This window comes from Sphingomonas sp. 22176 (assembly GCF_052045505.1).
Taxonomy (GTDB): domain Bacteria; phylum Pseudomonadota; class Alphaproteobacteria; order Sphingomonadales; family Sphingomonadaceae; genus Sphingomonas.
On the sequence record NZ_JBQEPL010000006.1, the window covers coordinates 46,939 to 71,806 of the forward strand.

Below are 24,868 nucleotides of genomic sequence, written 5' to 3' on the forward strand. Positions count from 1 at the left end.
TCAGACGGCGTCGATCGTGCGATAGACGGCGACCCGCCGCGCCTCGCCCGCGCGCCTTTTTGACTGCATCGCCCTGCGCGCCACGCGTGGCATCGCCGCCACCCCGTTCCCTCGGTGGCGGCGCGTGACGCTCATTTGCCGCTCATCGCCTTCAGATAGGCGATGATCTGCTGGCGCTTGGCGGGATCCGCCATGCCGATCGGCATGCGGGTGCCCGGCACCTTCTTCATCGGCGCGGCGATAAACTGGTCGAGCGTCGCCGGATCCCAGGTCAGTTTCGAGTTCTTGAGCGCCGTCGAATAGTTGAAGCCGGGTGCCGAACCCGCCGGGCGGCCGACTACGCCGTTGAGATTGGGGCCGACACCGTTCTTGCCGCCCTTCTCCACGGTGTGGCACGCCTTGCACGCGGCAAAGGCGGGCGGGGCGGTCTGCGCCCAGGCGGGCGCGCTCGCCGTCAGCGCCGCGGTTGCGGCAAGGGCCATCCAGAACTTCATTCACGCTCTCCGGTTACGATCTCGGTCCATTTGGTGTCGGCCTTCGCATTGGCGATCATCGCCTCGACGAAGGCCATCGTCCGCAGCCCGTCCGCGACGCCCGGCACTTGCGCCGAATCGCCGCGAACAATGCTCGCGAACCCACGATAAAGGTTTGCAAACGCTTCGATATACCCTTCCGGGTGTCCGGCGGGTGTACGAAGCAACGGCATCGTGCTGTCGCCCAGTCTGGGCCCGCCCGCGCGCAGCGTTTCCGTGGGACGATCGAGCCAGCGCAGGGTAAGCGTGTTCGGCTCCATCTGCGCCCATTCCAGCCCGCCGCGCTCGCCATGGATGCGCAGGCGCAGGCCGTTTTCCTCGCCCGCGGCGACCTGGGTCGCCTTGAGCGTCCCGCGCGCGCCGCCCTCGAAGCGGAGCAGCGCGCTGACATCGTCGTCCAGTCGCCGGCCGGGGACATGCGTCGCGAGTTCGGCGGAGAGGGTTTCGACGCGCAGGCCCGAGACCAGCTCGGCCAGATGGAAGGCATGCGTGCCGATGTCGCCGAGGCAGCCGCCGAGACCGGCACGGGCCGGATCGGTGCGCCATTCGGCCTGCTTGTTGCCCTGGGTGTCGAGCGAACCGCTCAGCCAGCCCTGGATATATTCCACCTGCACCAGCCGGATCGCGCCGAAATCGCCGCGGGCGACGCGGGCGCGGGCCTCCTCGACCAGTGGATAGCCGCTATAGGTGAAGGCGAGGGCGAATTGCTTGCCGCTCGCCTGCGCAGCAGTGGCGATGGCGCGGGCCTCGTCGCTGTTCATCGCCATCGGCTTTTCGCAGAAGACGTGGAAGCCGGCGTTCAGCGCGGCGATGGCGACCGGCGCGTGGAGATGGTTCGGGGTGACGATCGCCACCGCGTCGATCCGCTCGCTTTCCGGCAGCGCCGCTTCGCCCGCGAGCAGCGCGTCATAGGTCGCATAGACCCGCGCCGGATCGAGCCCGAGCAGGTCGCCGGTCCGCGCATTCTTGCCCGCATCGGTGCTGAACGCCCCGGCGGCCAGCCGCCAGTCGCCGTCCAGCGCCGCCGCCATGCGGTGCACGGCGCCGATGAACGCGCCTTCGCCGCCGCCGACCATGCCGAGTTTCAGGGGATGCCGGATCATGCGTCGCGGCTTCCCAACCCCAGCAAATTGCGGATCGCCGCCTTGTCGACGCCGCTGGAAGCAAAGTCGTCGAACGCGCGCTCGGTGACGCGGATGATATGGTCGCGGATGAACGGCGCACCTTCGCGGGCGCCGTCCTCGCTGTTCTTCAGCGCGCATTCCCACTCGATCACGGCCCAGCCGCGATAGCCATATTGGGCGAGCTTGCTGAAGATGCCGACGAAGTCGACCTGACCGTCGCCGGTCGAGCGGAAGCGACCGGCGCGGTTCACCCAGCTCTCATAGCCGCCATAGACGCCGCTGCGCCCGGTCGGGTTGAACTCGGCGTCCTTCACATGGAAGCACGAGATCCGGTCGTGATAGCGATCGATGAAGTCGAGATAGTCGAGCTGCTGCAGCACATAGTGCGACGGATCGAACAGGATGCGCGCGCGGGGGTGGTGGCCCACCGCTTCGAGGAAACGCTCCCAGCTAGCGCCGTCATGGATGTCCTCGCCGGGATGGATCTCATAGGCGCAGTCGACACCGGCTTCCTCGAACACGTCGAGGATCGGCAACCAGCGGCGGGCGAGTTCGGCGAAGGCCTCTTCGACGAGGCCCGCGGGGCGCTGCGGCCAGGGGTAGACATAGGGCCAGGCAAGCGCGCCCGAAAAGGTGGCGTGCGCCTTCAATCCCAGCTGACCGCTGGCGCGGGCGGCGAGCTTGACCTGCTCGACCGCCCAGGCCTGGCGCTCGGCGGGTTTGCCGTGGAGCTCCGCCGGCGCGAAGCCGTCGAACAGCGTGTCATAGGCGGGATGCACCGCGACGAGCTGGCCTTGGAGGTGCGTCGAAAGCTCGGTCGGCTGGATGCCGAACTTGTCGAGCCGCGCGCGGAGATCGTCGCAATAGGCCTGGCTCTCGGCAGCCTGTTTGAGGTCGATCAGCCGCGGATCGCACGGGATCTGCACGCCGACATAGCCGAGGCCCGCGGCCCATTCGGCCATATGGTCGAGCGTGTCGAACGGCGCAGTGTCGCCGAGAAACTGGGCGAGGAAGATGCCCGGACCCTGCATCGCGGTCATGCCTGCACCTCGCTACGGTTGTTCTTGAAGGTGAACTGGAAGAGCAACGCGATCACCGCGGCGGCGATCGCCGGATACCACCAGAGATGGTGCCAGTCGGCCACGGTCGCGTTGGCCGGCAGCTGCGCATAGAGCAGCCCGCCGATCTGCGAGCCGAGCAGCATGCCCACGCCGTAGGTGAACAGCGTCAGCATGCCCTGCGCCTGGGCGTTGACGCCCTTGGGGGTAGCGATGGTGCCGGTGTAGATGGCGCCGGCGACGAAGAAGAAGTCGTAGCACACGCCGTGCAGCGCGACGCCGAGATAGATCGCCCAGATCCCCGCGCCGCCGTCACCGATCGCGAACATCGCATAGCGCAGCGCCCAGGCGACCATGCCGACGAGCAGCAGCGGCTTCACCCCGAAGCGGCGATAGAGGAACGGCATCGAGAACATGAAGACGAGTTCGGACATCTGCCCGATCGCCAGCGTGCCGCCGACATTCTCGATCCCCGTCGCGCCCACGTACGGCGAGGCATAGGCATAATACATCGCCAGCGGGATCGAGATCAGCGTCGCGCAGAGGATGAAGATCAGGAAGGAGCGGTTGCGCATCAGCCCGAAGGCTTCGGTGCAGAACACTTCGGCGACCAGGCTCTTGCCCTGCGGCGCATCGGGCTGAACGTTCGGCAGCGTGATGCTGTACAGGCCCAGCGCGAGCGACACGACGCCCGCCACCTCGAAGATGTGCGGGCTGGCAGAGAGGCCGGCCCAGCCGATGATCAGCCCCGCTACGATCCAGCCCAGCGTGCCGAAGGCGCGGACGAAGGGGAAGCGATCGACCCGCTCGCCGAAGCTCTTGAGCGCGATCGTGTTCGCCAGGCCCACGGTCGGCATGTAGAGGATCATGTAGCCGAGCAGCAGCCAGACGAAGCTGGCGCCATGCTCCGGCGTGAGCAGCCTGGGCAGAACGAAGAGCAGCACGCCGCCGATCAGGTGGAGCACCACCATCAGCATCTTGGGGCTGAGGAACCGCGCCGCCGCCATGCCGAGCAGGAACGAGCCGACGATCGAGGCGATCGGGCCGACCGAAAAGGCATTGGCGATCAGGCTGCCGACGCCGACGGTCTGCATCACCAGGCCGAGCGTGACGTTCCATGCACCCCAGACGAAGAACTGCATGAACATCAAGGCGCTGAGCCGCCCCGTGAGCACTCCCGATACGGGCTGCGTGCTGTTCATGGTGATCCCTCCAGCAGCGACCATGCGCTTCCTCTCCCCCGCGCGGCTGTGCCGCTGTTCGACTCGCAGCCTATGCAGAGCCGAATACGATGTAAAGGATTACATTAGCGGGGCTCGACACGGCCCGCCGCACGCTACAAAGATATCTGCATGGCTACGATTATCGAAGTCGCCGCGGCCGCAGGCGTTTCCACCGCCACGGTGTCGCGCGTGCTCAGCCAGCCGGGGCGGGTGGCGGAAGCGACGCGGGCGCGGGTGATGGAGGTTGTCGAGGCGCTCGACTATCGGCCGAATGTCGCGGCGCGGACGCTGCGCACGCTGCGCGCCGCCAAGATCCTGTTGACCGTGCCGGATATCTCCAACCCGTTCTTCGCCAGCGTCATCCGCGGCGCCGAGGAAGCGGCGCGCGATGCAGGCTATGCAGTGGTGCTGGGTGATACGCGGCACGATCCCGAGGTCGAGGACCAATATGCCGAGATGCTGTCGCGCCGCGAGGTCGACGGGCTGGTCTTCCTCGGCCACCGGCTGCCGGCGAGCCTGGAAGCGCTGGTCGCGCGGCAGGGCACCTCGGCGCCGGTCGTCAACGGCTGCGAGTACAGCCCCGAGATCGGGGTGCCGAGCGTGCATATCGACAATGCCGCCGGCAGCGCCGACGCTATCGAGCATCTGGTCGCGCTCGGTCACCGCGACATCGGCATCATCACCGGCCCGCCGATCAGCCCGATCAGCCGCGACCGCCTGGCGGGCGTGCTGCGCGCGGCGGATCGGCACGGGCTCGAGGACCGGCTGCACCTGCGGGAGGGCGATTACGGGGCCGACTCCGCCCACCGCGCCGCGCGCGCGCTGCTTGCGGAAGGGGTGACCGCCTTGTTCTGCTTCAGCGACGAGATGGCGCTGGGGGCGATCAGCGCGGTGGGGGCGGCGGGGCTGTCCTGCCCCGGCGACGTCTCGGTGATCGGCTTCGACGATCTGCCGCTCGCGCGCTTCTTCCATCCGGCGCTCACCACCATCGCCCAGCCCAAGGGCATGATCGGGCGGCGCGCGGTAGAGCTGCTGGTCGGCATCCTGCGCGGTATCGAGCCCGCCGAGCGGCAGCTGACGCTCGCCCATGAACTGATCCGCCGCGCCAGCACGGGCCCCGCGCCGAACCCCCGGTGACACGCGGCCTGCGCGTGCTATGCTCCTGGAAAGGCGACCGAAAGCGACGCCTCCCGGGAGAGACACGATGCCGATGTTCCGCAAGCTTGCCGCGCTCGGCCTGATCGCCGCGACGATGATCGGCGCCGCGCCGCCGAACGCGGGGCGACCGCCGATTACCGGCATCTCGCACCTCGCCGTCTATGCGACGGACATGGCGGCGACTGACCATTTCTACCGGGTGGTGCTCGGCGCGCGGAAGGGTACCGATCCCGAAGATCCGGCGGGTGCCCGCTATTATTTCAGCCCGCGCCAGTTCGTCGAGGTGCTGCCCGCACCCAAGGACCATGGCCCGAGCATGCTCGCCCATGTCGGCTATGTCACCGCCGATGCCGCCAAGCTGCGGAGCTGGCTCGCCGCGCGCGGTGTCCGCGACCTCACCCCGGTGCAGCGCGGGGAGGGCGGCGACCAATGGTTCGGCGGACGCGACCCCGAGGGCAACCAGATCCAGTTCGTCCAGCCCGGCAGCAGCGCCACCGCAGCGGAGAAGGGCGCGATCAGCGGCCGGATCATCCATGTCGGCCATGCGGTGCACAATCGCGCGAAGCAGGACGGCTTCTACCGGACGCTGCTCGGCTTCCGCCCCTATTGGTTTGGCGCCTTCCACGAAGACAAGGTCGACTGGGTCTCGCAGCAGCTTCCCGACGGGCGCGACTGGCTTGAATATATGATGGTGGGCGAAGGCTCGGACGTGACCGTCGACAAGGTCAATGCGCGGCAGCTCGGCGTGCTCAACCATCTGTCGCTGGGCGTGGTCAACATGCAGGCGGCGGTGACCACGCTCTACCGCGAGAATCGGCTGAGCCCGCGCCATGACGGCCCGCAGATGGGGCTGGACGGCAAGTGGCAGGCCAATTTCTACGATCCTGACGGCACGCGGGTGGAACTGATGGAGTTCAAGCCCGCGAGTACGCCATGCTGTTCGCCCTTCACCGCAGAAAGCCCGGACCCGTAAGGCAGCGTGTCCCCAGCCGGGACGGCAATCCTGTGCAAAACGCAACGCATGCGTTACAAATGTAATGTAGATGAAGCAGGTGCAGGAACAGCGGAATCTGCGGGTGCGGGCGGAGACGCCCGGCGTGCCCTATTTCACCCTCTCGAACGCGCCGCCCGAGCTGCGCTTCGACGCCTATGCGGAGTCGGTCGATCCGATCTTCGATACGCGGCGCGAGGCGGTGGGGGGCGATTTCAGCGTCGGGCTCGACGGGTTCAACGCCGGCCCGGTATTGATCGGCCGCTCGCGCATGTGGGGCGCGGATTTCCACTATGACCGCGATATCCGCAAGGTCGCCCAGACCGGGGTCGAGGCGGTGCTGGTCCAGATCATCACCCGCGGCGGCGACGTGCGGCTGCACGACGGCGAGGCTACGGTAACCCGCCCCGGCGACATCTGCATTGCCGACATGACCCGCCCCTTCGCCACCCGCACCGATGGCTGCGAGAATATCAGCATGGTGGTGCACCATGGCGCGCTAGGGCTCGACGAGCCGCGGCTGGACGGGCTGCACGGGCTGGTGCTCCGCCGCGAGACGCTGGCCGCGCAGCTGCTGGGCGAACATGCCCGCATGCTGGTCGAGCGGCTGCCGCAGGCGGGCGCGGACGATGCGCTGGCGGTGGCCCGCGCGACGGGCCTGATGATGGGCGGGCTGATCGCGCCCAGCCTGCAGGAAAGCGGCGCGCGCGCTTCGGTCGCGGTGGCGGCGCTGTTCCGGATCAAGCGGTTCATCCGCGCCAATCTCGCGCATCCGGAGCTGGGGCCGGACATGGTCGCCCGCGCGATGGGCATGTCGCGCGCCTCGCTCTACCGCGCCTTCGCGCCGCTGGGCAGCATCGGCGACTTCATCCGGCGCCAGCGGCTGGAGCGGGTGCTGAGCGACCTGGGCGCTCCGGCGCAGCGCGGCAAGTCGATCGCCGAGATCGCCTATGGCTGGGGCTTTGCCGACTGGTCGACCTTCTCGCGCGCCTTCAAGGCGGCGTTCGGCATCACCCCCAGCGAGGCACGCGCCGGGGCCGGGCTGGTGCTGCACCAGCCCCAAGGCGGTGCGGGCGACGTGCTGCTGCCGCACTGGATCCGCACGATGGAGACGCTCCGCCTCCCGGCCTGAGCCCTGCCGCTTAGCCGTTGGTATAGGTTTGCACTGCGGGCCTATGCGCTAGGGCGCTTCATCCCCTATGCGGCATGGATTGCGAGTCCCGGGGTTCGGGCTTGCATCGCCACGCAACCAAATGGCCGTTCGGCTCTTTGGTGCGCCGCGAGATAAAAGGATATGCAATGAAGCGTGGGAGTTGGCGCGCGGGGCAGGGGGCTCTGCTCGCGATCATGGCGTTCGGAACGGCGATACCCGCCCTGGCACAGCAGGTGGACGTGGGCGCACCGCCGCCGCCGGCAGACGAGCTGAACAAGCCCAAGCCCGATGCGACGCAGGCGGATGCCGGCTCCGGGCCGCGCGCGGATACCCAGCGCCGTGCGCGGAGCCACATGCTCCACCCGCGCGATCCATCGCCCTCGTCGCTGGCCGGTGACACGCAGAGCGCGCCGCCCCCCGGCCTCATCGGGGACTGGCAGGATATCCGCACCCGCATGGGCGAGCGCGGTATCGGCCTCTCCGCCCGCTATGCCTCGGAAACGGCGTACAACTTCACCGGCGGGGATCGCAACCTGGTGGCGGAGACCGGCCAGTTCGATTTCGGCGCGTTGCTCGATCTAGGCAAGTTGGTCGGTTGGAGCGGGGCGGCGCTGCAGGGCACCGTCACGTGGCGCAGGGGCATCGACCTGACCACCACCGCCGGCCTCGGCGCGCTGCAGCAGGTGCAGGAAGTCTATGGCCGCGGCCAGACGGTGCGCGTGACGCAGCTCTGGCTCCAGCAGAAGCTGGGCGACAAGGTGGAAGTGAAGCTGGGCCGCACCAATCCCGGCGAGGATTTCGCGGTCTTCTCCTGCCACTTCCAGAATCTGAGCTTCTGCGGCGCGCAGCCGGGCAACCTCGTCGGCGACTATTGGTACAACTGGCCGGTCAGCCAATGGGGCGCCAACGTCCATGTCGACGTGGCGCCCGGCGTCTATGTCCAGGGCGGCGCCTATGAGGTGAACCCGCGCAACCTGGAGAGCACCTTCTTCATCGGCCATTTCAAGGGCGCGACCGGCGTGCTGCTCCCCGCCGAGATCGGCTGGACGCGCGGCGGCGACAAGGGGCATGTCGGTTCGTACAAGCTGGGCGGCTGGATCTCGACCGCCGATGGCGACGATCTGGTGCTCGACATCAACCGCCAGCCGCGCGCGGTGACGGGGCTGGCGCCGCTCCAGCATTCGAGCCGCTACGGCGGGTTCGCCAGCGTCCAGCAGCAGCTGACCGGCACCTCGAAGGATGGGCGCTCGCTGACCGGCTTCAGCATGTTCGCCAACGTCACCTTCGCCGATCGCGCAACCTCGCTGACCGACAACCAAGTCTCGCTGGGCCTGTTCTACAAGGGCCTCGCGCCGAGGCTGCCGGGCGACGTGATCGGCCTGGCGGTCGCGCGGACCAATGTGAACGGGCGGATCGACACGGCGGATCGCCTAGCGGGCAAGCCGGCGCGCGATGCCGAATATGCGGCGGAGCTCTATTACAGCGTCTCGCCGACCGAATGGCTGGTGGTTCAGCCCAATGTGCAGTGGATCCACCAGCCCGGCGGGGTGAAGAACGCCAAGGATGTCGGCGTGCTCGGGCTGAAGTTCGCGGTGACGTTGTAAGCGTGCTCCTTAGCCCCTCCCCTTCAGGGGGGGGCTTAGAAGAAGCGTGTCACTCCGCCAGCACGGCCGCCAACTGGTCGAACTGCTCGGCGATCCCACCTTCCATGTCCTCGAAGGCTGCGTCGAGCGCCTCCTTCGATCCGTGGCGGTCATGATAGGTGACCAGCGTCTTGCCGTCGGCTTCCTCGAAGGTGACCGTGGTCAGCGCGCCGTCGTCGCTTTCCTCGTTGGTCCAGACGATCTTCTCGTTCGGCACCACTTCGACATAGCGGCCGAAAAAGGCGTGCACCGGCCCCTCGTCCTCGCCGAATTCGAGCCGGTAGCTGCCGCCGGTGCGCACCTCCATCTCGCAGTGCCGTAGGCGGATGGGGGCTGAGGCGGGCACCCACCAGCGGCGAAACAGCTCGGCGTCGCTCCAAGCCTGGAAGACCAGCCGGGCCGGCGCGTCGAAGGTCCGCCGGACCACCATGTCCACGTCCGAGGTGCGTTCGACCTTGGTCCGCGACGTCGCGTCATCCTGCATGCTCAGGCCCATCCGACTGCTCCTTGCGTTTGAGTTCCTCTACGATTCACCCCAGTGTCCGCCGCAGGGCATCATGCCAGCCCGCTAGCAGCGTGGTGCGGTGCCCGGCTTCCATCGCCGGCTCGAAACACGCCTGGCGCGACCAGATCGCCGACAGCTCGTCCAGCCCCGACCATAGCCCCACCGCCAGCCCGGCATGGATGGCGGCGCCGCGCGCGGTGGTCTCCAGATCGTCGGGCCGCTCGACCGCCACATCGAGGATGTCCGCGAGGAAGCGGCACAGCCAGTCGTTCGCCGCCATGCCGCCGTCGACGCGCAGCATCGCCGGTCGCACGCCGCCATCCTGCACCATCGCCGCGACCAGATCGTAGGTCTGGTAGGCCACTGCCTCGAGCGCGGCGCGGGCGAGGTGCGCCTGGGTGGCGCTGAGGGTCAGCCCGAAAATCGCGCCGCGCGCCTCGGGATCCCAATGCGGCGCGCCGAGGCCGACGAACGCCGGGACCATGTAGACGCCGTGGTTGTCCGATACGCGCGTCGCCATGTCGTTGGTCTGGCCAGCGTGGGTGATCACCCCGATGCCGTCGCGCAGCCATTTGATCGCGGCACCGGCGACGAAGATCGAGCCTTCCAGCGCATAGGAGGTCCGCCCGTTGATGCGGTAGGCGGGGGTGGTGAGCATCCGGTGCTCGGAGGCGACCGCCTTGTCGCCGGTGTTGAGCAGCAGGAAGCAGCCGGTGCCATAGGTCGACTTGGCGGTGCCCGGCGCGAAGCAGCATTGGCCGAACAGCGCCGCCTGCTGGTCGCCCGCCATGCCCGCGATCGGGATCGGCAGACCGAACCATTCGGGATCGGTGTGTCCATAGACATGGGCGTTGTCGTGCACCGCCGGCAGCAGCGCCATGGGAATGCCGAACAGCCGGCACAGCTCGGCATCCCACTCGCCGCTGTGGATGTTGAACAGCGAAGTGCGCGACGCATTGGTGGCGTCGGTCGCGTGCACGGCGCCCTTGGTAAGCCGCCAGAGCAGGAAACTGTCGATCGTGCCGAAAGCGAGTTCGCCGCGCTCGGCGCGCGCCCGCGCGCCCGGCACATGGTCGAGGATCCAGCCGAGCTTGGTCGCCGAGAAATAGGGGTCGACCAGCAGCCCGGTGCGCGCCCGCACCTCGGCCTCGACACCCTCGACCTTGAGCTCGGCGCAGCGATCGGCGGTGCGCCGGTCCTGCCAGACGATCGCGCGGTGGATCGGCGCGCCGGTGGCGCGGTCCCAGACCAGCGTCGTCTCGCGCTGGTTGGTGATGCCGATCGCCGCGATGCTCGCCACGCCGACGCCGCTCTTGAGCAGCGCCTCGCGCGCGGTCGTCAGCGCATCGCGCCAGATCGTCTCGGGATCATGCTCGACCCAGCCCTGGTCGGGATAGTGCTGCTCGAACTCGGTCTGCGCAGTGGCGACGCGGCGGCCGGCCGAATCGAAGATCACGCTACGCGTCGAGGTCGTGCCCTGATCGATCGCGAGAATGTGATTCCGGTCCACCAAAGCCCCTCCCATGTTCGTTCGGACGCTCGTAGATTTTCGTTCGCGCGTCAACGCTTTCGTTTGTGTTCGCTTGCTGCTATAAACGAAAATTAGCGAACATGAGGCGAAAGATGACGGCCGCACAACCCGACGCGCATTTCGATCTGCTGGTGGTGGGTGGCGGCATCAACGGTGCCGGCATCGCGCGCGACGCGGCGGGGCGGGGCCTGTCGGTGCTGCTGGTCGAGAAGGAAGACCTGGCCAGCCACACCTCTTCGGCCTCGACCAAGCTGATCCATGGCGGGCTGCGCTATTTAGAATATGGCGAGTTCCGGCTGGTGCGCGAGGCGCTGATCGAGCGCGAGCGGCTGTGGGGCATGGCGCCGCACATCATCTGGCCGCTGCGCTTCGTGCTGCCCCAGACCCAGTCGCCGCGCCCTGCCTGGATGGTGCGGCTGGGGCTGTTCCTCTACGACCATCTCGGCGGGCGGAAGAAGCTGCCGGGCACCGACACGATCGACCTTGCGCGCACGCCGTTCGGTCGCGGGCTCAAGACCGCCAAGGGCAAGGCCTTCGTCTATTCGGACTGCTGGGTGGAAGACAGCCGGCTGGTGGTGCTCAACGCGGTGGACGCGGCCGAGAAGGGCGCGGACATCCGCACCCGCACCGCGCTGGTCGGCGCGCGTCGCGACGGGCGCGAATGGATCGCGACCATCGCCGACGAGACCGGCGAACGCACGGTGCGCGCCAAGGCGCTGGTCAATGCGGCGGGGCCCTGGGTGGCGGACGTGCTGGGCCGCGTGCCCGACGTGGTCGCCGATCGCGGGCTGCGGCTGGTCAAGGGCAGCCATCTCGTCGTGCCCAGGCTCTATCCGGGCGACCATGCCTTCATGCTGCAGAACCCGGATCGTCGGATCGTCTTCACCGTCCCCTATGAGGGCAAGTACACGCTGATCGGCACCACCGACCAGGTGTGGGAAGGCGCGCCCGGCAAGGCGCAGATCAGCGCCGAGGAAACCCGCTACCTGCTCGACACCGCCGCGTGCTATTTCGACGATCCCCCGTCGGAAAAGGACGTGGTGTGGAGCTATGCCGGCATCCGTCCGCTCTATGACGACAAGGCGGGCAGCGCCTCGGCGGTGACGCGCGACTATGTGCTCGATCTCGACGGCGACGACGATCGCGCGCCGATGCTGAGCATCTTCGGCGGCAAGATCACCACCTATCGCAAGCTCGCCGAGCACGCGATGGCCGAGCTGGCGCGCTTCTTTCCGCACGCGCCGGGGGCCTGGACCGCAGGTGCGGTGCTGCCCGGCGGCGACCTGCCCGAGGGGGACTTCGATCGCTTCGTGGCCAATCTCCAGCATGCGCGGCCCGGCATGCCCGCGGAGCTGCTGCGGCGACTGGCGCGCGCCTATGGCACGCGGGTGGAGGCGCTGCTCGGCAATGCGATGACGCCGTTCGATCTGGGCGCGGATCTCGGCGGCGGGCTGACGCTGCGCGAGGTCGACTATCTGCGCGCCAACGAATGGGCCATTACCGCCGAGGACATCCTGTATCGCCGCAGCAAGCTGGGGCTGCACGTACCGGAGGGAACGGCGGAGCGGCTCGCGGCCTATCTCGCGGGCGAGCCCCGGCGGATGGCGCGGTCGGCCTGATGGCCGAGGATCTGCCCGATCTGGTCGCTGGGCGCCATGCGCGGATCCTCGAACTCGCCCGCCGCACCGGCAGCGTGAGCGTCGAGGCGCTGGCGACGGCGCTGGAAGTGACGCCGCAGACGATCCGGCGCGATCTGAACCAGCTTGCCAAGCAGGCGATGCTCTCACGCGTCCATGGCGGCGCGGTGGTGACCTCGGGGGTCGACAATCTCGATCGCGAGGCCCGCCGCCAGGTCGCGGCCGATGCCAAGGCGGCGATCGGCATCGCGGCGGCGGCGCTGGTGCCGGACGGTGCCAGCCTGTTCATCAATATCGGCACCACCACCGAGGCGATCGCCCGCGCCCTCGTCCAGCACCGCCATCTGCTGGTGGTGACCAACAATCTCAACGTCGCCGACATCCTCGGCGGCGTGCCGACGATCGAAGTGGTGGTAGCAGGCGGCCGGGTGCGTGCCAGCGACCGCGCGGTGGTGGGCGCGCTGGCGATGGATTTCCTGCGCGGCTTCAAGCTCGATTACGCGCTGATCGGCGCCTCGGCGATCGACGGGGAAGGCACGCTGCTCGACTTCGACATGGACGAGGTGCGCGTGTCGCAGACGATCATCGAACAGGCGCGCACCGTGATCCTCGCGACCGACCAGACCAAGTTCGGCCGCCCCGCGCCGGTGCGGATCGCCGAGATCGACGTCGTTGATCATTTGGTCACCGATCGCCTCCTACACCCCGGTATCGCCGCCGCCTGCGCGACCGGCCAAGTAAAGATTACGCAAACCGACGCTTGATTGGTCAGGCCAATCCGTGCAGGATTGGGCGGGGTCGAAGAAAAGAATGGCCGGGGAGCCGTTCAGAGAGGGCAGTGAAAGGTTTATGCGGCGTATTGCCCATCTTCGCTGGTGGATCGTCGGGCTGATCTGTGCTGGCACCATTGCCAATTATCTTGCGCGTAACTCACTGGGCGTGCTCGCACCCGAGCTGAAGACCGTGCTGCACATGACAACGCAGCAATACAGCTATGTCGTCGGCGGCTTCCAGCTCGCCTATACGGTGATGCAGCCGATCGCGGGGATGATCGTCGATCGCATCGGGCTGCGCGCCGGCTTCGCGCTGTTCGGCGCGGCGTGGTCGGTCGCCAACATGCTCCACGCGCTGGCGGCGGGGTGGCTGGGGCTGGTGTTCTTCCGCGGCCTGCTCGGCATGTTCGAAGCCGCCGCTATCCCTTCGGGCATCAAGGCGATCGCCGAATGGTTTCCGGCGCGCGAGCGTTCGGTGGCAGTCGGCTGGTTCAATGCCGGCACCTCGCTCGGCGCGTTGCTGGCGCCGCCGGTGGTGGCGATCGTGATGATCTACACCGACTGGCGGATGGCCTTCGTGGTCACCGGCGCGGTTGGGCTGCTGTGGTCGCTCGCCTGGTGGGTGTTCTACCGCAGCCCCGGCAATCATCCCAAGATTACCGACAAGGAGCGCACGCTGATCGCCGAGGGGCGGCCCAAGCCGCTTGCCCGGCGTGCTTCGGCGCGCGAGATCCTGGGCACCGCGCGCTTCTGGATCATCGCCGTGCCGCGCTTCCTGGCCGAGCCGGCCTGGCAGACCTTCAGCTTCTGGATCCCGCTCTACCTCGCCACCGAGCGCGGCATGGACCTCAAGCAGATCGCGCTGTTCGCCTGGCTGCCTTTCCTCGCCGCCGATCTGGGCGGGGTGCTGGGCGGCTATCTCTCGCCCTTCCTGGTGGCGCGCTTCCGCCTGCCGCTGATCGCCTCGCGCGTCGTCGGCGTCGCACTGGCGGCGGTGCTGATGATCGCGCCGGGGTGCATCGGCTTGGTGTCGAGCCCCTATTCGGCGATCGCGCTGTTCTGCATCGGCGGCTTTGCCCACCAGATGATCTCGGTGCTGATCAACACGCTTTCGGCCGACGTGTTCACGCCCGAGGAAGTCGGCGCCGCCAACGGCTTTATCGGCCAGGCCGGCTGGGTCGGCGGGCTGCTCTTCTCGCTGCTGATCGGGCAGCTGGCCGATACCGTCGGCTATGCGCCGCTATTCGGCATGCTTTCCGTCTTCGACATTATCGGCGCCGTCGTGCTGATCGCCGGCCTGCGCCATCTTCGCCTTCCGGAGCCCGTGAAATGAGACGCGCCACGCTTTCCAATCCCCCGCGTTTTTCCCTCGCCGAGGAGGGGCAGGGGCGGATCACGCTGAAGTCCGATACCGGCGCGGTCGCGCATTTGTTCGTGCTCGAGCAGGACATGGTGCGGCTGCTGCTGCTGGCGACCGGTGCCGTCACCTGCCCGCCGAGCTGGGCGATCGCACCGGGGCAGGAGGACATTGCCGAGCCGGGTCGCGACCGGATGGACGTGACGGGCTTCACCTGCCCGGACTATCGCCTGTCGCACGATGCCGAGCAGCTGGTGCTGGAGACGGACCGCATCCGCCTCACCGCACGGCTGCACGGCCTCCACTGCCGCTGGGAGCAGCGCGACGGCGACGCCTGGGTGCCGATGGCCGAGGACCGCCCGACCCACGCCTATGATTTCGGCTGGTGGGACGGGAAGGCGCATCACTATGTCGCGCGCCGCCCGGGCGAGCGCTTCTACGGCCTGGGCGACCGCACCGGCGACGCCAATCGCGCCGGGCGCAGCTTCCGCCTGACCAATCTCGATCCGATGGGCTATGACGCGGAGACGAGCGATCCGCAGTACAAGTCCATTCCCTATGTGCTGGTCGCCGACGCGGAGGGCCGCTGCCACGGCGCCTTCTATGACACGGTGGCCGATGTCGCGTTCGATTTCGGGCGCGAGCTCGACAATTATCACGGCTTCTACCGGCACATGGTCGCCGACCACGGCGATGTCGACCTGTGGATGATCGCCGGCCCCGATCCCCTGGCAGTGACGCGGCGCTTCACCTGGCTGACCGGCCGCCCGGCGCTGATGCCGCGCTGGTCGCTCGGCTATTCGGGCTCGACCATGACCTATACCGACGCGCCGGACGCGGCGGCGCAGATGGGCGGGTTCCTGGAGAAGCTGGCCGAGCACGACATCGGCTGCACCTCGTTCCATTTGTCCTCGGGCTACACCTCGATCGGCGACAAGCGCTATGTGTTCCACTGGAACCGCGACAAGTTCCCCGATCCCAAGGCGTTCGTGTCGAGCTATGCCGAGGCCGGCGTCGAGCTGGTGCCGAACATCAAGCCGGCGCTGCTGCGCAGCCACCCGCGCTATGACGAGGTTGCGGCGGCGGGCTATTTCGTCGGTGATGCGGACGGCCAGCCGATCGAGGCGCAGTTCTGGGACGAAGTCGGCAGCTATATCGACTTCACCAATCCCGACGCCGCTGCCTGGTGGCGCGCGCAGGTGAAGGCCGCGCTGCTCGACAACGGCATCCGTTCGACCTGGAACGACAATAACGAATATGAGGTGTGGGACGCACGTGCGCGCTTCGCCGGATTCGGCACGTCGGTGCCCGCCGCCGCCATGCGGCCGGTGCAGCCGCTGCTGATGATGCGCGCCTCGCGCCGCGCGCAGGTCGAGGCGCGGCCGGACGAACTCCCCTATGTCGTCACGCGGGCCGGCATGGCCGGGTTGCAGCGCTACGCCCAGACCTGGACCGGCGACAACCGCACCGAGTGGAAAACGCTGCGCTACAATGCGCGGATGGCGATCGGGCTGGCGCTGTCGGGCGTATCCAACAGCGGCCACGACGTGGGTGGCTTTGCCGGGCCGGCGCCCGATGCCGAACTGCTGGTCCGCTGGGTGCAGGCGGGCGTGCTGATGCCGCGCTTTAGCATCCATAGCTGGAACGACGATCGCAGCGTCAACGAGCCCTGGATGTACCCGGAAGCGCTCCCGGCGGTCCAGGCGCTGATGCGGCTGCGCCAGCGCCTGGTGCCGTTCTTCTACGACCTGCTGCACCGCTATCACTCCGACTATATGCCAATGGTGCTGCCGACCTGGGCGGTGTTCCCCCAGGATCCACAATGCTGGGCCGAAAGCGACGAGCACCTGCTCGGCACCGATGTGCTGGCAGCGCCGGTGGTGGAGCAGGGGGCGACCGAGCGGCGGGTCTATCTGCCCAAGGGTGCCGACTGGACGCATGTGTGGACCGGCAAAACCTTCACCGGCGGTGCCTGGGTGACGGTCGCTGCGCCGCTGGACGGGCCGCCGCCGCTGTTCGCGCGCGCGGGCTCGGCGATGCTGGTCGACCTCGCGGACGGCGGCTGGCGCCCCGGTGCTGCGCGCCGCGGCCTGTGGCTGTTCCCGCCGCGCGAAGGCGGCTTTGCCTGCGGGCCGATCGAAGACGCCGGAAGCGATGGCGGCGAGGCGCTGCGCTGGCAGGTGCAGGGTGTGGCGGAGGCCGACCGTGTCCGGGTCCATGTGACCGTGAATGGTACGCAATTGGGCGCCACGGATATAACCTTGTTGTTGCCAAGTAACGACCACCGCCCGATCGTTGTCGAAGGTGGCAACGGTGTCAGTGTTGCAACGTCGCAACATATCGGGGGCTATGTGAAGTAAAAAACGATCGTGTACCGTGTTTCCCCGATATTTCTCACAGTGTCAGGGAACCTATTGTCCGAGTGTCTAAAAAGAAGTGCGGGTAGAAACCCTGCCGGACAAGGGGAGCATTAATGAAAGGTTACCAGATATCGGTCGCGCATGCCGCTATAGTTGCGGCTTGCATGGCGAGCAGCGCCCACGCTCAGACTATGACCGTCGACACATCCGCCGCGACGACGGTCGTCGCCGGTGCCGCCGCGGCCCAGTCGGCCGGCAAGATGGCGCAGGACGATGGCGAGATCATCGTTACGACCACCGCGCAGAAGCGCTTCGAAAACATCCAGAACGTGCCGCTCGCGGTGCAGGTGGTGACGCCCGCACAGCTCGAAGCCCAGGGCGTTCGCAACTTCCAGGATCTCGGCAAGGTCGCGCCCTCGCTGACCATCCGTCCGGCCGAGCATCCGGTCAATTCGAACGTATCGCTGCGGGGCGTCGGCACCTTTGCTTTTGGCATCGGTGTCGAGTCGTCGGTGGCGGTGACGGTTGACGGCGTGCCGCTCGCCTTTCAGGCTCGTGCCTTTACCGATCTCCCCGATGTCGCGCAGATCGAAGTGCTGCGCGGTCCGCAGAGCACGCTGTACGGCAAGGCCGCCTCGGCCGGTCTGATCAAGATCATGACGACGCAGCCGACCAACGATTTTCACGTCAAGGCGAACCTGCTCGCCACCGATGACAGCGAATATGGTGGCAGCTTCAGCGTAACTGGCCCGATCAACGACAAGCTGGGCTATGTCTTCTCCGCCAGCTATTCCAACTGGGATGGCAACGTTAAGAACCTGTTCAACGGCAAGCAGGTGAATGGACGCGAAACCCTCAACAGCCGCGGCAAGCTGCGCTGGAGGGCAACGCCGGACGTCACCTTCACGCTTTCGGGCAACTATCTGAACGGTAACACGACGGTCGGTCGTCCGTTCATTCGCCTGGACCCCAACGGCTATCTGCGTGCCCAGCCCGGTCTGAAGCCGGCGGTGGTGCTGCCCGGCGTGCAGGTGGGGCCGTCCAACCAGACCGTCAGCAACAACTACGACTCGCGGACGAAATATTGGGGCTGGGGCACGATGCTCCGCACCGACGTCAACATCGGCAAGATGAATATCCTCGGGCTCACGTCGTACGACCGTTTCCGCCTCGACGACTATCTCGATCATGACGACACGTCTGCGCCCGGCCTTTTTGGTACGAACACGCAGATCGGCGCGTTCAAGTCGCGACTGTTCACGCAGGAAATCCGACTGCTGTCGCCGGGCACCGATGCGTTCCGATACGCGCTCGGTATCTACTACGCGAACACCGCCTTCAAGCGGCCGTTCCTGCGCGGTCCGGCATTCTCTCCGGCAGACTGGTACGCGACCTCGGGATCGCGCCAGATTGCGGCCTTCGGTCAGATCGACTGGGAGTTCGTGAAGAATCTCACCGCGACGGTCGGCGGTCGTGCGCAAAATGAGCGCGTCCAATATACCTTCACCGATAATCGCGCGAAGGGAAGCTGGAACGGCCACGCCAGCGACAACGCGACCACCTATCGTTTGGGTCTGCAATATCAGGCGACCCGGGACATCATGGTGTTCGGCAGCTATGCGACCGGCTACAAGGGCCAGACCTACGATCTGACCACCGGCTTCAACCAGCTCCGTGCTAATGCCGGCCCGATCAAGCCGGAGACGTCGAAGGACAAGGAGTTCGGTATCCGCACCCAGTTCTTCGATCGCCACATGACCTTCAACGTCACCTATTTCGATACCAACTATAAGAATCTGCAGGCACAGACGCTGGAGCCGCTGCCGGACGGTACAGCGAACTTCCGCCTCACCAATGTCGGCGGCCTCAACACCAAGGGCCTGGAGTTCGAAAGTGCGGTACGTGTGACGCGTGATCTGACGATCAGCGGCGCGGCGACATACCTTGATGCCACTTATACGTCTTTCCCGGCGGCACCGTGCTATCCGCGTCAGACGCTTGCAGCGGGCTGCATCCCGAAGGGCACCACCGGCTATCAGGTGTTGACTGGCACGCGCGCCGTGCAGTCTCCCGAGTGGAAGACCTCGGCCAGCATCGAGTACGCACCAGCGGTTACCGAGAAGCTCAACGGCGTTCTGCAGGCCAGCTGGCAATATCAGGGTAGCGTCTATTTCGCGGCGCGCGACCCGGAGCAGTTCCAGCCCGCCTACAGCATCTTCAACCTGAGTGCAGGCATCCGAGACCACAAGCGGGCGTGGGAGGCCGCGCTGTTCGTCAACAACCTGTTCGACAAGCAGTATTATGGTTCCGTGGTGAACTCTGCCGGCAACTTCAACATCGCGCCCGTCGCGGGAAGCGCATTTGTGCTCGCGACGCAGGCGGTGCTGCCGCGCGACTTCCGTCGCTACGCCGGCATCCGTTTCGGTCTGAATTACTGATCATACTTTTCGCCAAGAGCTAATCGAGGGCGGAAGCGCTGCTTCCGCCCTTTTTTTATGATCAAATGCAATCGTTTTCTCTATTGTGGCTTTGAGGCAACACAGGTTTTCGTTGTTGGCAAACGTCCCGGATAATTCCCGACCAAATTTGGGAATTCTCCCGCTGGTCCTACAATTCTCAGGACGGGGCGACCGGTGGCCAGAGAGTATACCGGCGTGGGGAGAGGAGGGATGAGGTTCACCTTCCAAAGGGGCATGATTAATGAGGGGTTACCAGTTTCCGCTGTGTACGTTTGCGCTCGCCGCATCGTTCATCGGCAGCGCCGCGCACGCGAACGTGGCGGAAGAGCATCGCGACCCGGCGGCCGCGCCGGCCCAGGCCGCGGCGCCGTCCAAGGATGACGGCGAGATTATCGTCACGACCACCGCGCAGAAGCGCTTCGAGAACATCCAGAACGTGCCGCTGGCGGTGCAGGTGGTCACGCCCGCCCAGCTCGAGGCGCAGGGCGTTCGCCACTTCCAGGATCTCGGCAAGGTCGCGCCGTCGCTGGTGATCCGCACGGCCGAGAACCCGGTCAATTCCAACGTGTCGCTGCGCGGCGTCGGCACCTATGCCTTCGGCATCGGCGTCGAATCCTCGGTTGCGGTGACGGTCGACGGCGTGCCGCTCGCTTTCCAGGCGCGTGCCTTCACCGATCTGCCGGACGTGGCGATGATCGAAGTGCTGCGCGGGCCGCAGAGCACGCTGTACGGCAAGGCCGCCTCGGCCGGCCTGATCAAGATCATGACCACCCAGCCGACCAGCGACTTCCACGTCAAGGCCAATGCGACGGTCACCGACGATAACGAATATGGCGGCAATTTCAGCGTCACCGGCCCGATCAGCGAGACGCTCGGCTATGTCTTCTCGGCCAGCTATTCGAACTGGGCCGGCAACGTCCGCAACGTGGTGGACGGCAAGGACGTCAACGGCCGCGAGACGCTCAGCACCCGTGGCAAGCTGAAGTGGAAGGCGAGCCCGGACGTCGTCTTCACGGCCTCGGCCAACTACCTCAATGGCAACACCACCGTCGGCCGTCCGTTCATCCGCATGGCGGATGGCGCGCTGCTGCGCGGCCAGCCCGGCCTCACGGCGGACGTCGTGCTGCCGGGCATCACGATCGATCCGCTGAACCAGAAGGTCGCCAACAACGATCGCGCCGGCACGAAATATTGGGGCTGGGGCACCATGCTGCGCACCGACGTCAATGTCGGCAAGATGCAGGTGCTGGGCCTGACCTCCTACGACAAGTTCCGTATGGACGACTATATCGACCATGACGACACTGCCGCGCCCGGGCCCTTTGGCCGCAACATCCAGGTCGGCGCGTTCAAGTCGCGGCTGTTCACGCAGGAAATCCGCCTGCTGTCGCCGGGCACCGACGCGTTCCGCTACGCACTGGGCCTCTACTACGCCAATACCGGCTTCCAGCGTCCGTTCATGCGCGGTCCGCTGTTCGCGCAGCAGAACTGGTATGCCACCTCGGGTTCGCGCCAGGTCGCCGCGTTCGGCCAGATCGACTGGGAATTCGTGAAGAACCTCACCGCCACCGTCGGCGGCCGCGCGCAGAACGAGCGGGTGAAGTACACCTTCCGCGACAACAATGCGAAGGGCAGTTGGGCAGGCCATGCCAGCGACAACGCCACCACCTATCGCCTGGGCCTGCAGTACCAGGCGACCCGCGACGTGATGCTCTTCGGCAGCTACGCCACCGGCTACAAGGGCCAGACCTACGATCTGACCAGCAACTTCAACCAGGCGCGCGCCGATGCCGGCCCGATCCGGCCGGAGACGTCGAAGGACAAGGAATTCGGTGTCCGCACGCAGTTCTTCGGGCGTCGGATGACCTTCAACGTCACCTATTTCGACACCAACTACAAGGACCTGCAGGCGCAGTCGATTGAGACGGTCAACGGCTCCAGCAACTATCGCCTGACCAATGTGGGCGGGATGAACACCAAGGGCCTGGAGTTCGAGAGCGCCGCGCGCGTCACCCATGACCTGACGATCAGCGGTGCGGCGACCTATCTCGACGCCACCTACACCTCGTTCCCGGCCGCGCAATGCTATCCGCTGCAGACGCAGGCGCAGGGCTGTAATCCGGGCAAGCCGGCGTTCCAGAACCTCACCGGCACCCGCGCGATCCAGGCGCCGGAGTGGAAGAGCAACGCCAGCATCGAATATGCGCCTGCGCTGACCGAGAAGCTGACCGGCGTGTTCCAGGGCAGCTGGCAGTACCAGTCGAGCGTCTACTATGTGGCGCACGATCCGGAGACCTTCCAGCCGGCCTTCAGCATCTTCAATGTCAGCGTCGGTGTGCGGGATCACAAGCGCCGCTGGGAAGCGACGCTGTTCGTCAACAACCTGTTCGACAAGCAGTATTTCCAGTCGCTGGTGAATACCTCGTCGAACTTCATGAGCGCCGGGGCGAATTCGTCGAACGTCATCGCCACCCAGGCGCTGCTGGCGCGTGATTTCCGCCGCTATGCGGGTATCCGCTTCGGCCTGAATTACTGATACATCCCGATGCAGGGGCGGATGCACGACGTTCGTCCCGACATCGGGAGGGTTTTGAATGACCGGAAGAAACCGGATCGCGGCCGCCATCTGTGCAGCCGCGATCTTTTCGTTTGGAGAAGGGCGCGCGCAGCAGGCGCCGGCAAGCCCCAGTGTCGATGCGCCGGAACTGGCATCGCTGGGCAGCTATGGCATCGGCGTTGCCGATCTGGACTTTCTCGACAAGGGCCGCGCCGATCCGCTCCAGGGCGCGGACAAGCCGGCGATCGTCGACCGGCACATTCCCATCAAGCTCTGGTATCCGGCCGCGGCGAAGGGCGCGGGCACTCGCTATCGTACCGCGCTGCCGGGCGAGAAGGGCAGCGACGTGCCCTTCGAGGTGCCGGGGCTCGCCACCCTTGGCGCGGCGGCGGCCAAGGGGCGCTTCCCGCTGGTGATCCTGGCGCATGGCTATAGCAACACCCCCGAGGTGCTGTCCTGGCTCGGCGAGAATCTGGCGAGCAAGGGCTATGTCGTGGTCGCGCCGGCCTTTCGCGATCCGTCGATCACCATCCGCACGCCGGCCGCGCGCGCGGGACCGCTGACCAGCCGCCCGCTCGACATCGCCTTCGTCGCCGCCGAGGCGCAGCGTCGGGCGAAGGCCGGGCAGGGCCTATTCGCCGCTGCGGACGCCGCGCGCACCGCGCTGATCGGCTATTCGATGGGCGGATACGGCGTGCTCACCGCGGCCGGGGCTCCGCTCGATCCGGCGGTGGCGGGCGCGACGCGCGGTGCCCTTGCGCCCTATGTGGCGGGGGCGGAGAAAGCGGACAGCCTCAAGGTCGCCGATCTCAAGGCGGTGGTAGCGATTTCGCCTGCCAGCAACCTCTACGGCACGCCGCTCTGGGCCGCGCCCGGTGTCGCGGCGATCCGCGCGCCGACGCTATTCGTCGTCGGCAGCCAGGACCATGTCGTCGGCTATGATCCCGGCGTGCGCACGCTCTTCGAGCAGGAGGTGCGCGCGCCGCGCTATCTGCTCACCTTCCGCGAGGCGGCGCACAGCATCGCGCTGATCGGCGCCCCGCCCGCGATGCGCGATAGCTTCTGGGACCTCGACTGGTTCGAGGATGCGGTGTGGCGCAAGGACCGGCTGATGGCGGTGCAGGCACATTTCATCACCGCGTTCCTCGACCAGTACGTGAAGGGTGAAGAAGCCAAGGCCGCCTATATCGACGGCCTCGTGCCCAACTCGAACGACGGGAAATGGCCGGGCGCCCCCGGCGGCCGCTATGCCGGGTTCAGCCCCGGTGCGCCGGCCTCGACGATCTGGAAGGGCTTTCAGCCCAGCCGCATCTCGGGGATGAACTTCGAGTTCAAGCCCGCCCAGCCTTGAGCCGGGTCAGCACTCGACGACGTTGACCGCCAGGCCGCCGAGGCTCGTCTCCTTGTACTTGGAGCGCATGTCGAGGCCGGTCTGGCGCATCGTCTCGATCACCGCGTCGAGCGACACCTTGTGCGTGCCGTCGCCGTGGAGCGCCAGCATCGCCGCGTTGATCGCCTTCACCGCGCCCATCGTGTTGCGCTCGATGCAGGGGATCTGCACCAGCCCGCCGATCGGATCGCAGGTGAGGCCGAGATTATGCTCCATGCCGATCTCGGCGGCATTCTCGATCTGCGCGTTGCTCCCGCCCAGCGCCGCGGCGAGGCCCGCCGCCGCCATCGAGCAGGCGACGCCCACTTCGCCCTGGCAGCCCATCTCGGCCGCCGAGATCGAGGCCTGGCGCTTGTAGAGGATGCCGATCGCGGCGGCGGTGAGCAGCAGGCGGCGGGCGCCGTCCTTCGTCGCATTGCCGACAAAGCATTCGTAATAGCGCAGCACCGCCGGGATCACGCCCGCCGCGCCATTGGTCGGCGCGGTGACGACGCGGCCGCCGGCGGCATTCTCCTCGTTCACCGCCAGCGCCCAGAGGCTCACCCATTCGAGCACCGAGGCGGGCTCGACGCGAGGGCCGCGGGCCATCAGCTTCTGGTGCAGCTTGCGCGCGCGGCGGGGGACTTCCAGCCCGCCGGGCAGGATGCCGTCCTGCGCCATGCCGCGATCCATGCAGGCGTTCATCGCATCGTGGATGCCGTCGACAAAGGCGAGCGTCTCGGCATCGCCCCGCCAACCGCGCTCGTTGGCGAGCATCAGCCCGGCGACATCGAGCCCGAGTTCGTCGCAGCGCTCCAGCATCTCGCGCGCGCTGGCGAAGGGATGGTTGGTGCCGGCGGAGAGGCCTGCCGCGGCTTCCTCGCCCTCGCGCCGGATCGCGCCGCCGCCGACCGAATAATAGGTCCGCTCCAGCACCGCGCCGTCGACCAGCGTGGCGCGCAGCTTCATGCCGTTGGGATGGCCGGGGAGGAACTGGCGCTTGCGGAACTTGAGGTCGGCCTCGGGATCGAAGGCCACCGAAGCCGTGCCGTTCAGCAGGATGCGGCGCTCGGCGGCGATCTGCGCCAGCATCGGCTCCACCGCATCGGGATCGACTCCGTCGGGCCGCTCGCCGGCCAGCCCCAGCACCACCGCGCGATCGGTGGCATGGCCCTTGCCGGTCAGCGCGAGCGAGCCGAACAGCTCGCAGCACAGCTTGGTGACCGCGCGCCCGTCCGCCACCACCCAGGCGGCGAAATCGCGCGCGGCGCGCATCGGCCCCACGGTATGCGAGCTCGACGGCCCGATGCCGATGGTGAACACGTCGGTGATGCTGATCGGCCCTGCATTCGGCCCGACGCCTTTGGTCGCCACGGAACCCGTCTCCTGAAACACTCGGTTGCGGGCCCCTTCTGTCCGTTTGCCTGAGATCGCTAT

18 protein-coding genes are annotated in these 24,868 nt (G+C 67.1%); 11 read left to right on the plus strand and 7 right to left on the minus strand.

Going from position 1 to position 24,868, the window contains the following annotated elements; genetic code table 11:
* Nucleotides 1–131: 131 nt before the first annotated feature.
* From ACTJKY_RS17305 to ACTJKY_RS17320, 4 genes are read right to left on the minus strand one after another with little or no spacing between them, the layout of a single operon-like run.
* Nucleotides 132–494, minus strand: a complete 363-nt coding sequence (locus ACTJKY_RS17305; protein ID WP_440847351.1) for a c-type cytochrome — start codon at nt 492–494, stop codon at nt 132–134.
* Nucleotides 491–1,636, minus strand: coding sequence for a Gfo/Idh/MocA family protein (locus ACTJKY_RS17310; protein WP_440847352.1), 1,146 nt, complete (start codon nt 1,634–1,636; stop codon nt 491–493). The genes ACTJKY_RS17305 and ACTJKY_RS17310 overlap by 4 nt, the downstream gene beginning before the upstream one ends.
* Complete coding sequence (locus ACTJKY_RS17315; RefSeq protein ID WP_440847353.1) at nt 1,633–2,697, minus strand: sugar phosphate isomerase/epimerase family protein; 1,065 nt, start codon at nt 2,695–2,697, stop codon at nt 1,633–1,635. Before ACTJKY_RS17315 ends, ACTJKY_RS17310 begins: the two co-directional genes overlap by 4 nt.
* On the minus strand, nt 2,694–3,917 hold the full coding sequence (locus ACTJKY_RS17320; RefSeq protein ID WP_440847355.1) for an MFS transporter: 1,224 nt from the start codon (nt 3,915–3,917) through the stop codon (nt 2,694–2,696). The genes ACTJKY_RS17315 and ACTJKY_RS17320 overlap by 4 nt, the downstream gene beginning before the upstream one ends.
* Before the next feature lie 150 nt (nt 3,918–4,067).
* On the opposite strand from ACTJKY_RS17320, the gene ACTJKY_RS17325 reads away from it, so the two are divergent.
* The 4 genes from ACTJKY_RS17325 (at nt 4,068) to ACTJKY_RS17340 (ending at nt 8,844) form a co-directional block, all read left to right on the plus strand.
* The gene (locus tag ACTJKY_RS17325; RefSeq protein ID WP_440847356.1) at nt 4,068–5,075 is read left to right on the plus strand and encodes a LacI family DNA-binding transcriptional regulator; all 1,008 of its coding nucleotides are present in this window, start codon (nt 4,068–4,070) and stop codon (nt 5,073–5,075) included.
* Nucleotides 5,076–5,142: 67 nt separating this feature from the next.
* Nucleotides 5,143–6,069 (plus strand): VOC family protein, encoded by a 927-nt coding sequence (locus ACTJKY_RS17330; RefSeq protein WP_440847357.1) that lies wholly within the window; start codon nt 5,143–5,145, stop codon nt 6,067–6,069.
* Between the two features lie 70 nt (nt 6,070–6,139).
* Entirely contained in the window at nt 6,140–7,219 is a 1,080-nt protein-coding gene (locus ACTJKY_RS17335; RefSeq protein WP_440847358.1) for a helix-turn-helix domain-containing protein, read from the plus strand.
* Between the two features lie 167 nt (nt 7,220–7,386).
* Complete coding sequence (locus ACTJKY_RS17340) at nt 7,387–8,844, plus strand: carbohydrate porin (protein ID WP_440847359.1); 1,458 nt, start codon at nt 7,387–7,389, stop codon at nt 8,842–8,844.
* 49 nt (nt 8,845–8,893) lie between these two features.
* On the opposite strand, the gene ACTJKY_RS17345 is transcribed toward ACTJKY_RS17340, so the two are convergent.
* Entirely contained in the window at nt 8,894–9,379 is a 486-nt protein-coding gene (locus tag ACTJKY_RS17345; protein ID WP_440847360.1) for an SRPBCC domain-containing protein, read from the minus strand.
* A gap of 34 nt (nt 9,380–9,413) precedes the next feature.
* Nucleotides 9,414–10,898 carry a glycerol kinase GlpK gene (glpK, locus tag ACTJKY_RS17350; protein WP_440847361.1) on the minus strand — a complete coding sequence of 495 codons (1,485 nt, stop codon included), beginning with the start codon at nt 10,896–10,898 and terminating at the stop codon, nt 9,414–9,416.
* A gap of 113 nt (nt 10,899–11,011) precedes the next feature.
* Between glpK and ACTJKY_RS17355 the strand changes: the two genes are divergently transcribed.
* The 7 genes from ACTJKY_RS17355 (at nt 11,012) to ACTJKY_RS17385 (ending at nt 23,413) form a co-directional block, all read left to right on the plus strand.
* Nucleotides 11,012–12,538, plus strand: coding sequence for a glycerol-3-phosphate dehydrogenase (locus ACTJKY_RS17355; protein WP_440847362.1), 1,527 nt, complete (start codon nt 11,012–11,014; stop codon nt 12,536–12,538).
* Nucleotides 12,538–13,320: a DeoR/GlpR family DNA-binding transcription regulator gene (locus tag ACTJKY_RS17360; protein ID WP_440847364.1), complete on the plus strand. Its 783-nt coding sequence runs from the start codon at nt 12,538–12,540 to the stop codon at nt 13,318–13,320. The genes ACTJKY_RS17355 and ACTJKY_RS17360 overlap by 1 nt, the downstream gene beginning before the upstream one ends.
* Before the next feature lie 85 nt (nt 13,321–13,405).
* On the plus strand, nt 13,406–14,662 hold the full coding sequence (locus tag ACTJKY_RS17365) for an MFS transporter (RefSeq protein WP_440847365.1): 1,257 nt from the start codon (nt 13,406–13,408) through the stop codon (nt 14,660–14,662).
* Nucleotides 14,659–17,046, plus strand: coding sequence for a glycoside hydrolase family 31 protein (locus ACTJKY_RS17370; protein WP_440847366.1), 2,388 nt, complete (start codon nt 14,659–14,661; stop codon nt 17,044–17,046). The genes ACTJKY_RS17365 and ACTJKY_RS17370 overlap by 4 nt, the downstream gene beginning before the upstream one ends.
* Before the next feature lie 191 nt (nt 17,047–17,237).
* Nucleotides 17,238–19,484, plus strand: a complete 2,247-nt coding sequence (locus tag ACTJKY_RS17375) for a TonB-dependent receptor (protein ID WP_440847367.1) — start codon at nt 17,238–17,240, stop codon at nt 19,482–19,484.
* A gap of 262 nt (nt 19,485–19,746) precedes the next feature.
* Nucleotides 19,747–22,041, plus strand: a complete 2,295-nt coding sequence (locus ACTJKY_RS17380) for a TonB-dependent receptor (protein ID WP_440847368.1) — start codon at nt 19,747–19,749, stop codon at nt 22,039–22,041.
* A gap of 58 nt (nt 22,042–22,099) precedes the next feature.
* A complete protein-coding gene (locus ACTJKY_RS17385) occupies nt 22,100–23,413 on the plus strand; it encodes an alpha/beta hydrolase family protein (protein WP_440847370.1) in 1,314 nt (437 codons plus the stop codon).
* Nucleotides 23,414–23,419: 6 nt separating this feature from the next.
* Here ACTJKY_RS17385 and ACTJKY_RS17390 read toward each other — a convergent pair whose 3' ends face one another.
* Nucleotides 23,420–24,805 (minus strand): L-serine ammonia-lyase, encoded by a 1,386-nt coding sequence (locus tag ACTJKY_RS17390; protein ID WP_440847371.1) that lies wholly within the window; start codon nt 24,803–24,805, stop codon nt 23,420–23,422.
* Nucleotides 24,806–24,868 lie beyond the last annotated feature (63 nt).

Coding starts and splice junctions, on each gene's coding strand:
- ACTJKY_RS17305 (WP_440847351.1), bottom strand. CDS start 494: ATGAAGTTCTGGATGGCCCTTGCCGCAACCGCGGCGCTGACGGCGAGC.
- ACTJKY_RS17310 (WP_440847352.1), bottom strand. CDS start 1,636: ATGATCCGGCATCCCCTGAAACTCGGCATGGTCGGCGGCGGCGAAGGC.
- ACTJKY_RS17315 (WP_440847353.1), bottom strand. CDS start 2,697: ATGACCGCGATGCAGGGTCCGGGCATCTTCCTCGCCCAGTTTCTCGGC.
- ACTJKY_RS17320 (WP_440847355.1), bottom strand. CDS start 3,917: ATGAACAGCACGCAGCCCGTATCGGGAGTGCTCACGGGGCGGCTCAGC.
- ACTJKY_RS17325 (WP_440847356.1), top strand. CDS start 4,068: ATGGCTACGATTATCGAAGTCGCCGCGGCCGCAGGCGTTTCCACCGCC.
- ACTJKY_RS17330 (WP_440847357.1), top strand. CDS start 5,143: ATGCCGATGTTCCGCAAGCTTGCCGCGCTCGGCCTGATCGCCGCGACG.
- ACTJKY_RS17335 (WP_440847358.1), top strand. CDS start 6,140: ATGAAGCAGGTGCAGGAACAGCGGAATCTGCGGGTGCGGGCGGAGACG.
- ACTJKY_RS17340 (WP_440847359.1), top strand. CDS start 7,387: ATGAAGCGTGGGAGTTGGCGCGCGGGGCAGGGGGCTCTGCTCGCGATC.
- ACTJKY_RS17345 (WP_440847360.1), bottom strand. CDS start 9,379: ATGGGCCTGAGCATGCAGGATGACGCGACGTCGCGGACCAAGGTCGAA.
- ACTJKY_RS17355 (WP_440847362.1), top strand. CDS start 11,012: ATGACGGCCGCACAACCCGACGCGCATTTCGATCTGCTGGTGGTGGGT.
- ACTJKY_RS17360 (WP_440847364.1), top strand. CDS start 12,538: ATGGCCGAGGATCTGCCCGATCTGGTCGCTGGGCGCCATGCGCGGATC.
- ACTJKY_RS17365 (WP_440847365.1), top strand. CDS start 13,406: ATGCGGCGTATTGCCCATCTTCGCTGGTGGATCGTCGGGCTGATCTGT.
- ACTJKY_RS17370 (WP_440847366.1), top strand. CDS start 14,659: ATGAGACGCGCCACGCTTTCCAATCCCCCGCGTTTTTCCCTCGCCGAG.
- ACTJKY_RS17375 (WP_440847367.1), top strand. CDS start 17,238: ATGACCGTCGACACATCCGCCGCGACGACGGTCGTCGCCGGTGCCGCC.
- ACTJKY_RS17380 (WP_440847368.1), top strand. CDS start 19,747: ATGAGGGGTTACCAGTTTCCGCTGTGTACGTTTGCGCTCGCCGCATCG.
- ACTJKY_RS17385 (WP_440847370.1), top strand. CDS start 22,100: ATGACCGGAAGAAACCGGATCGCGGCCGCCATCTGTGCAGCCGCGATC.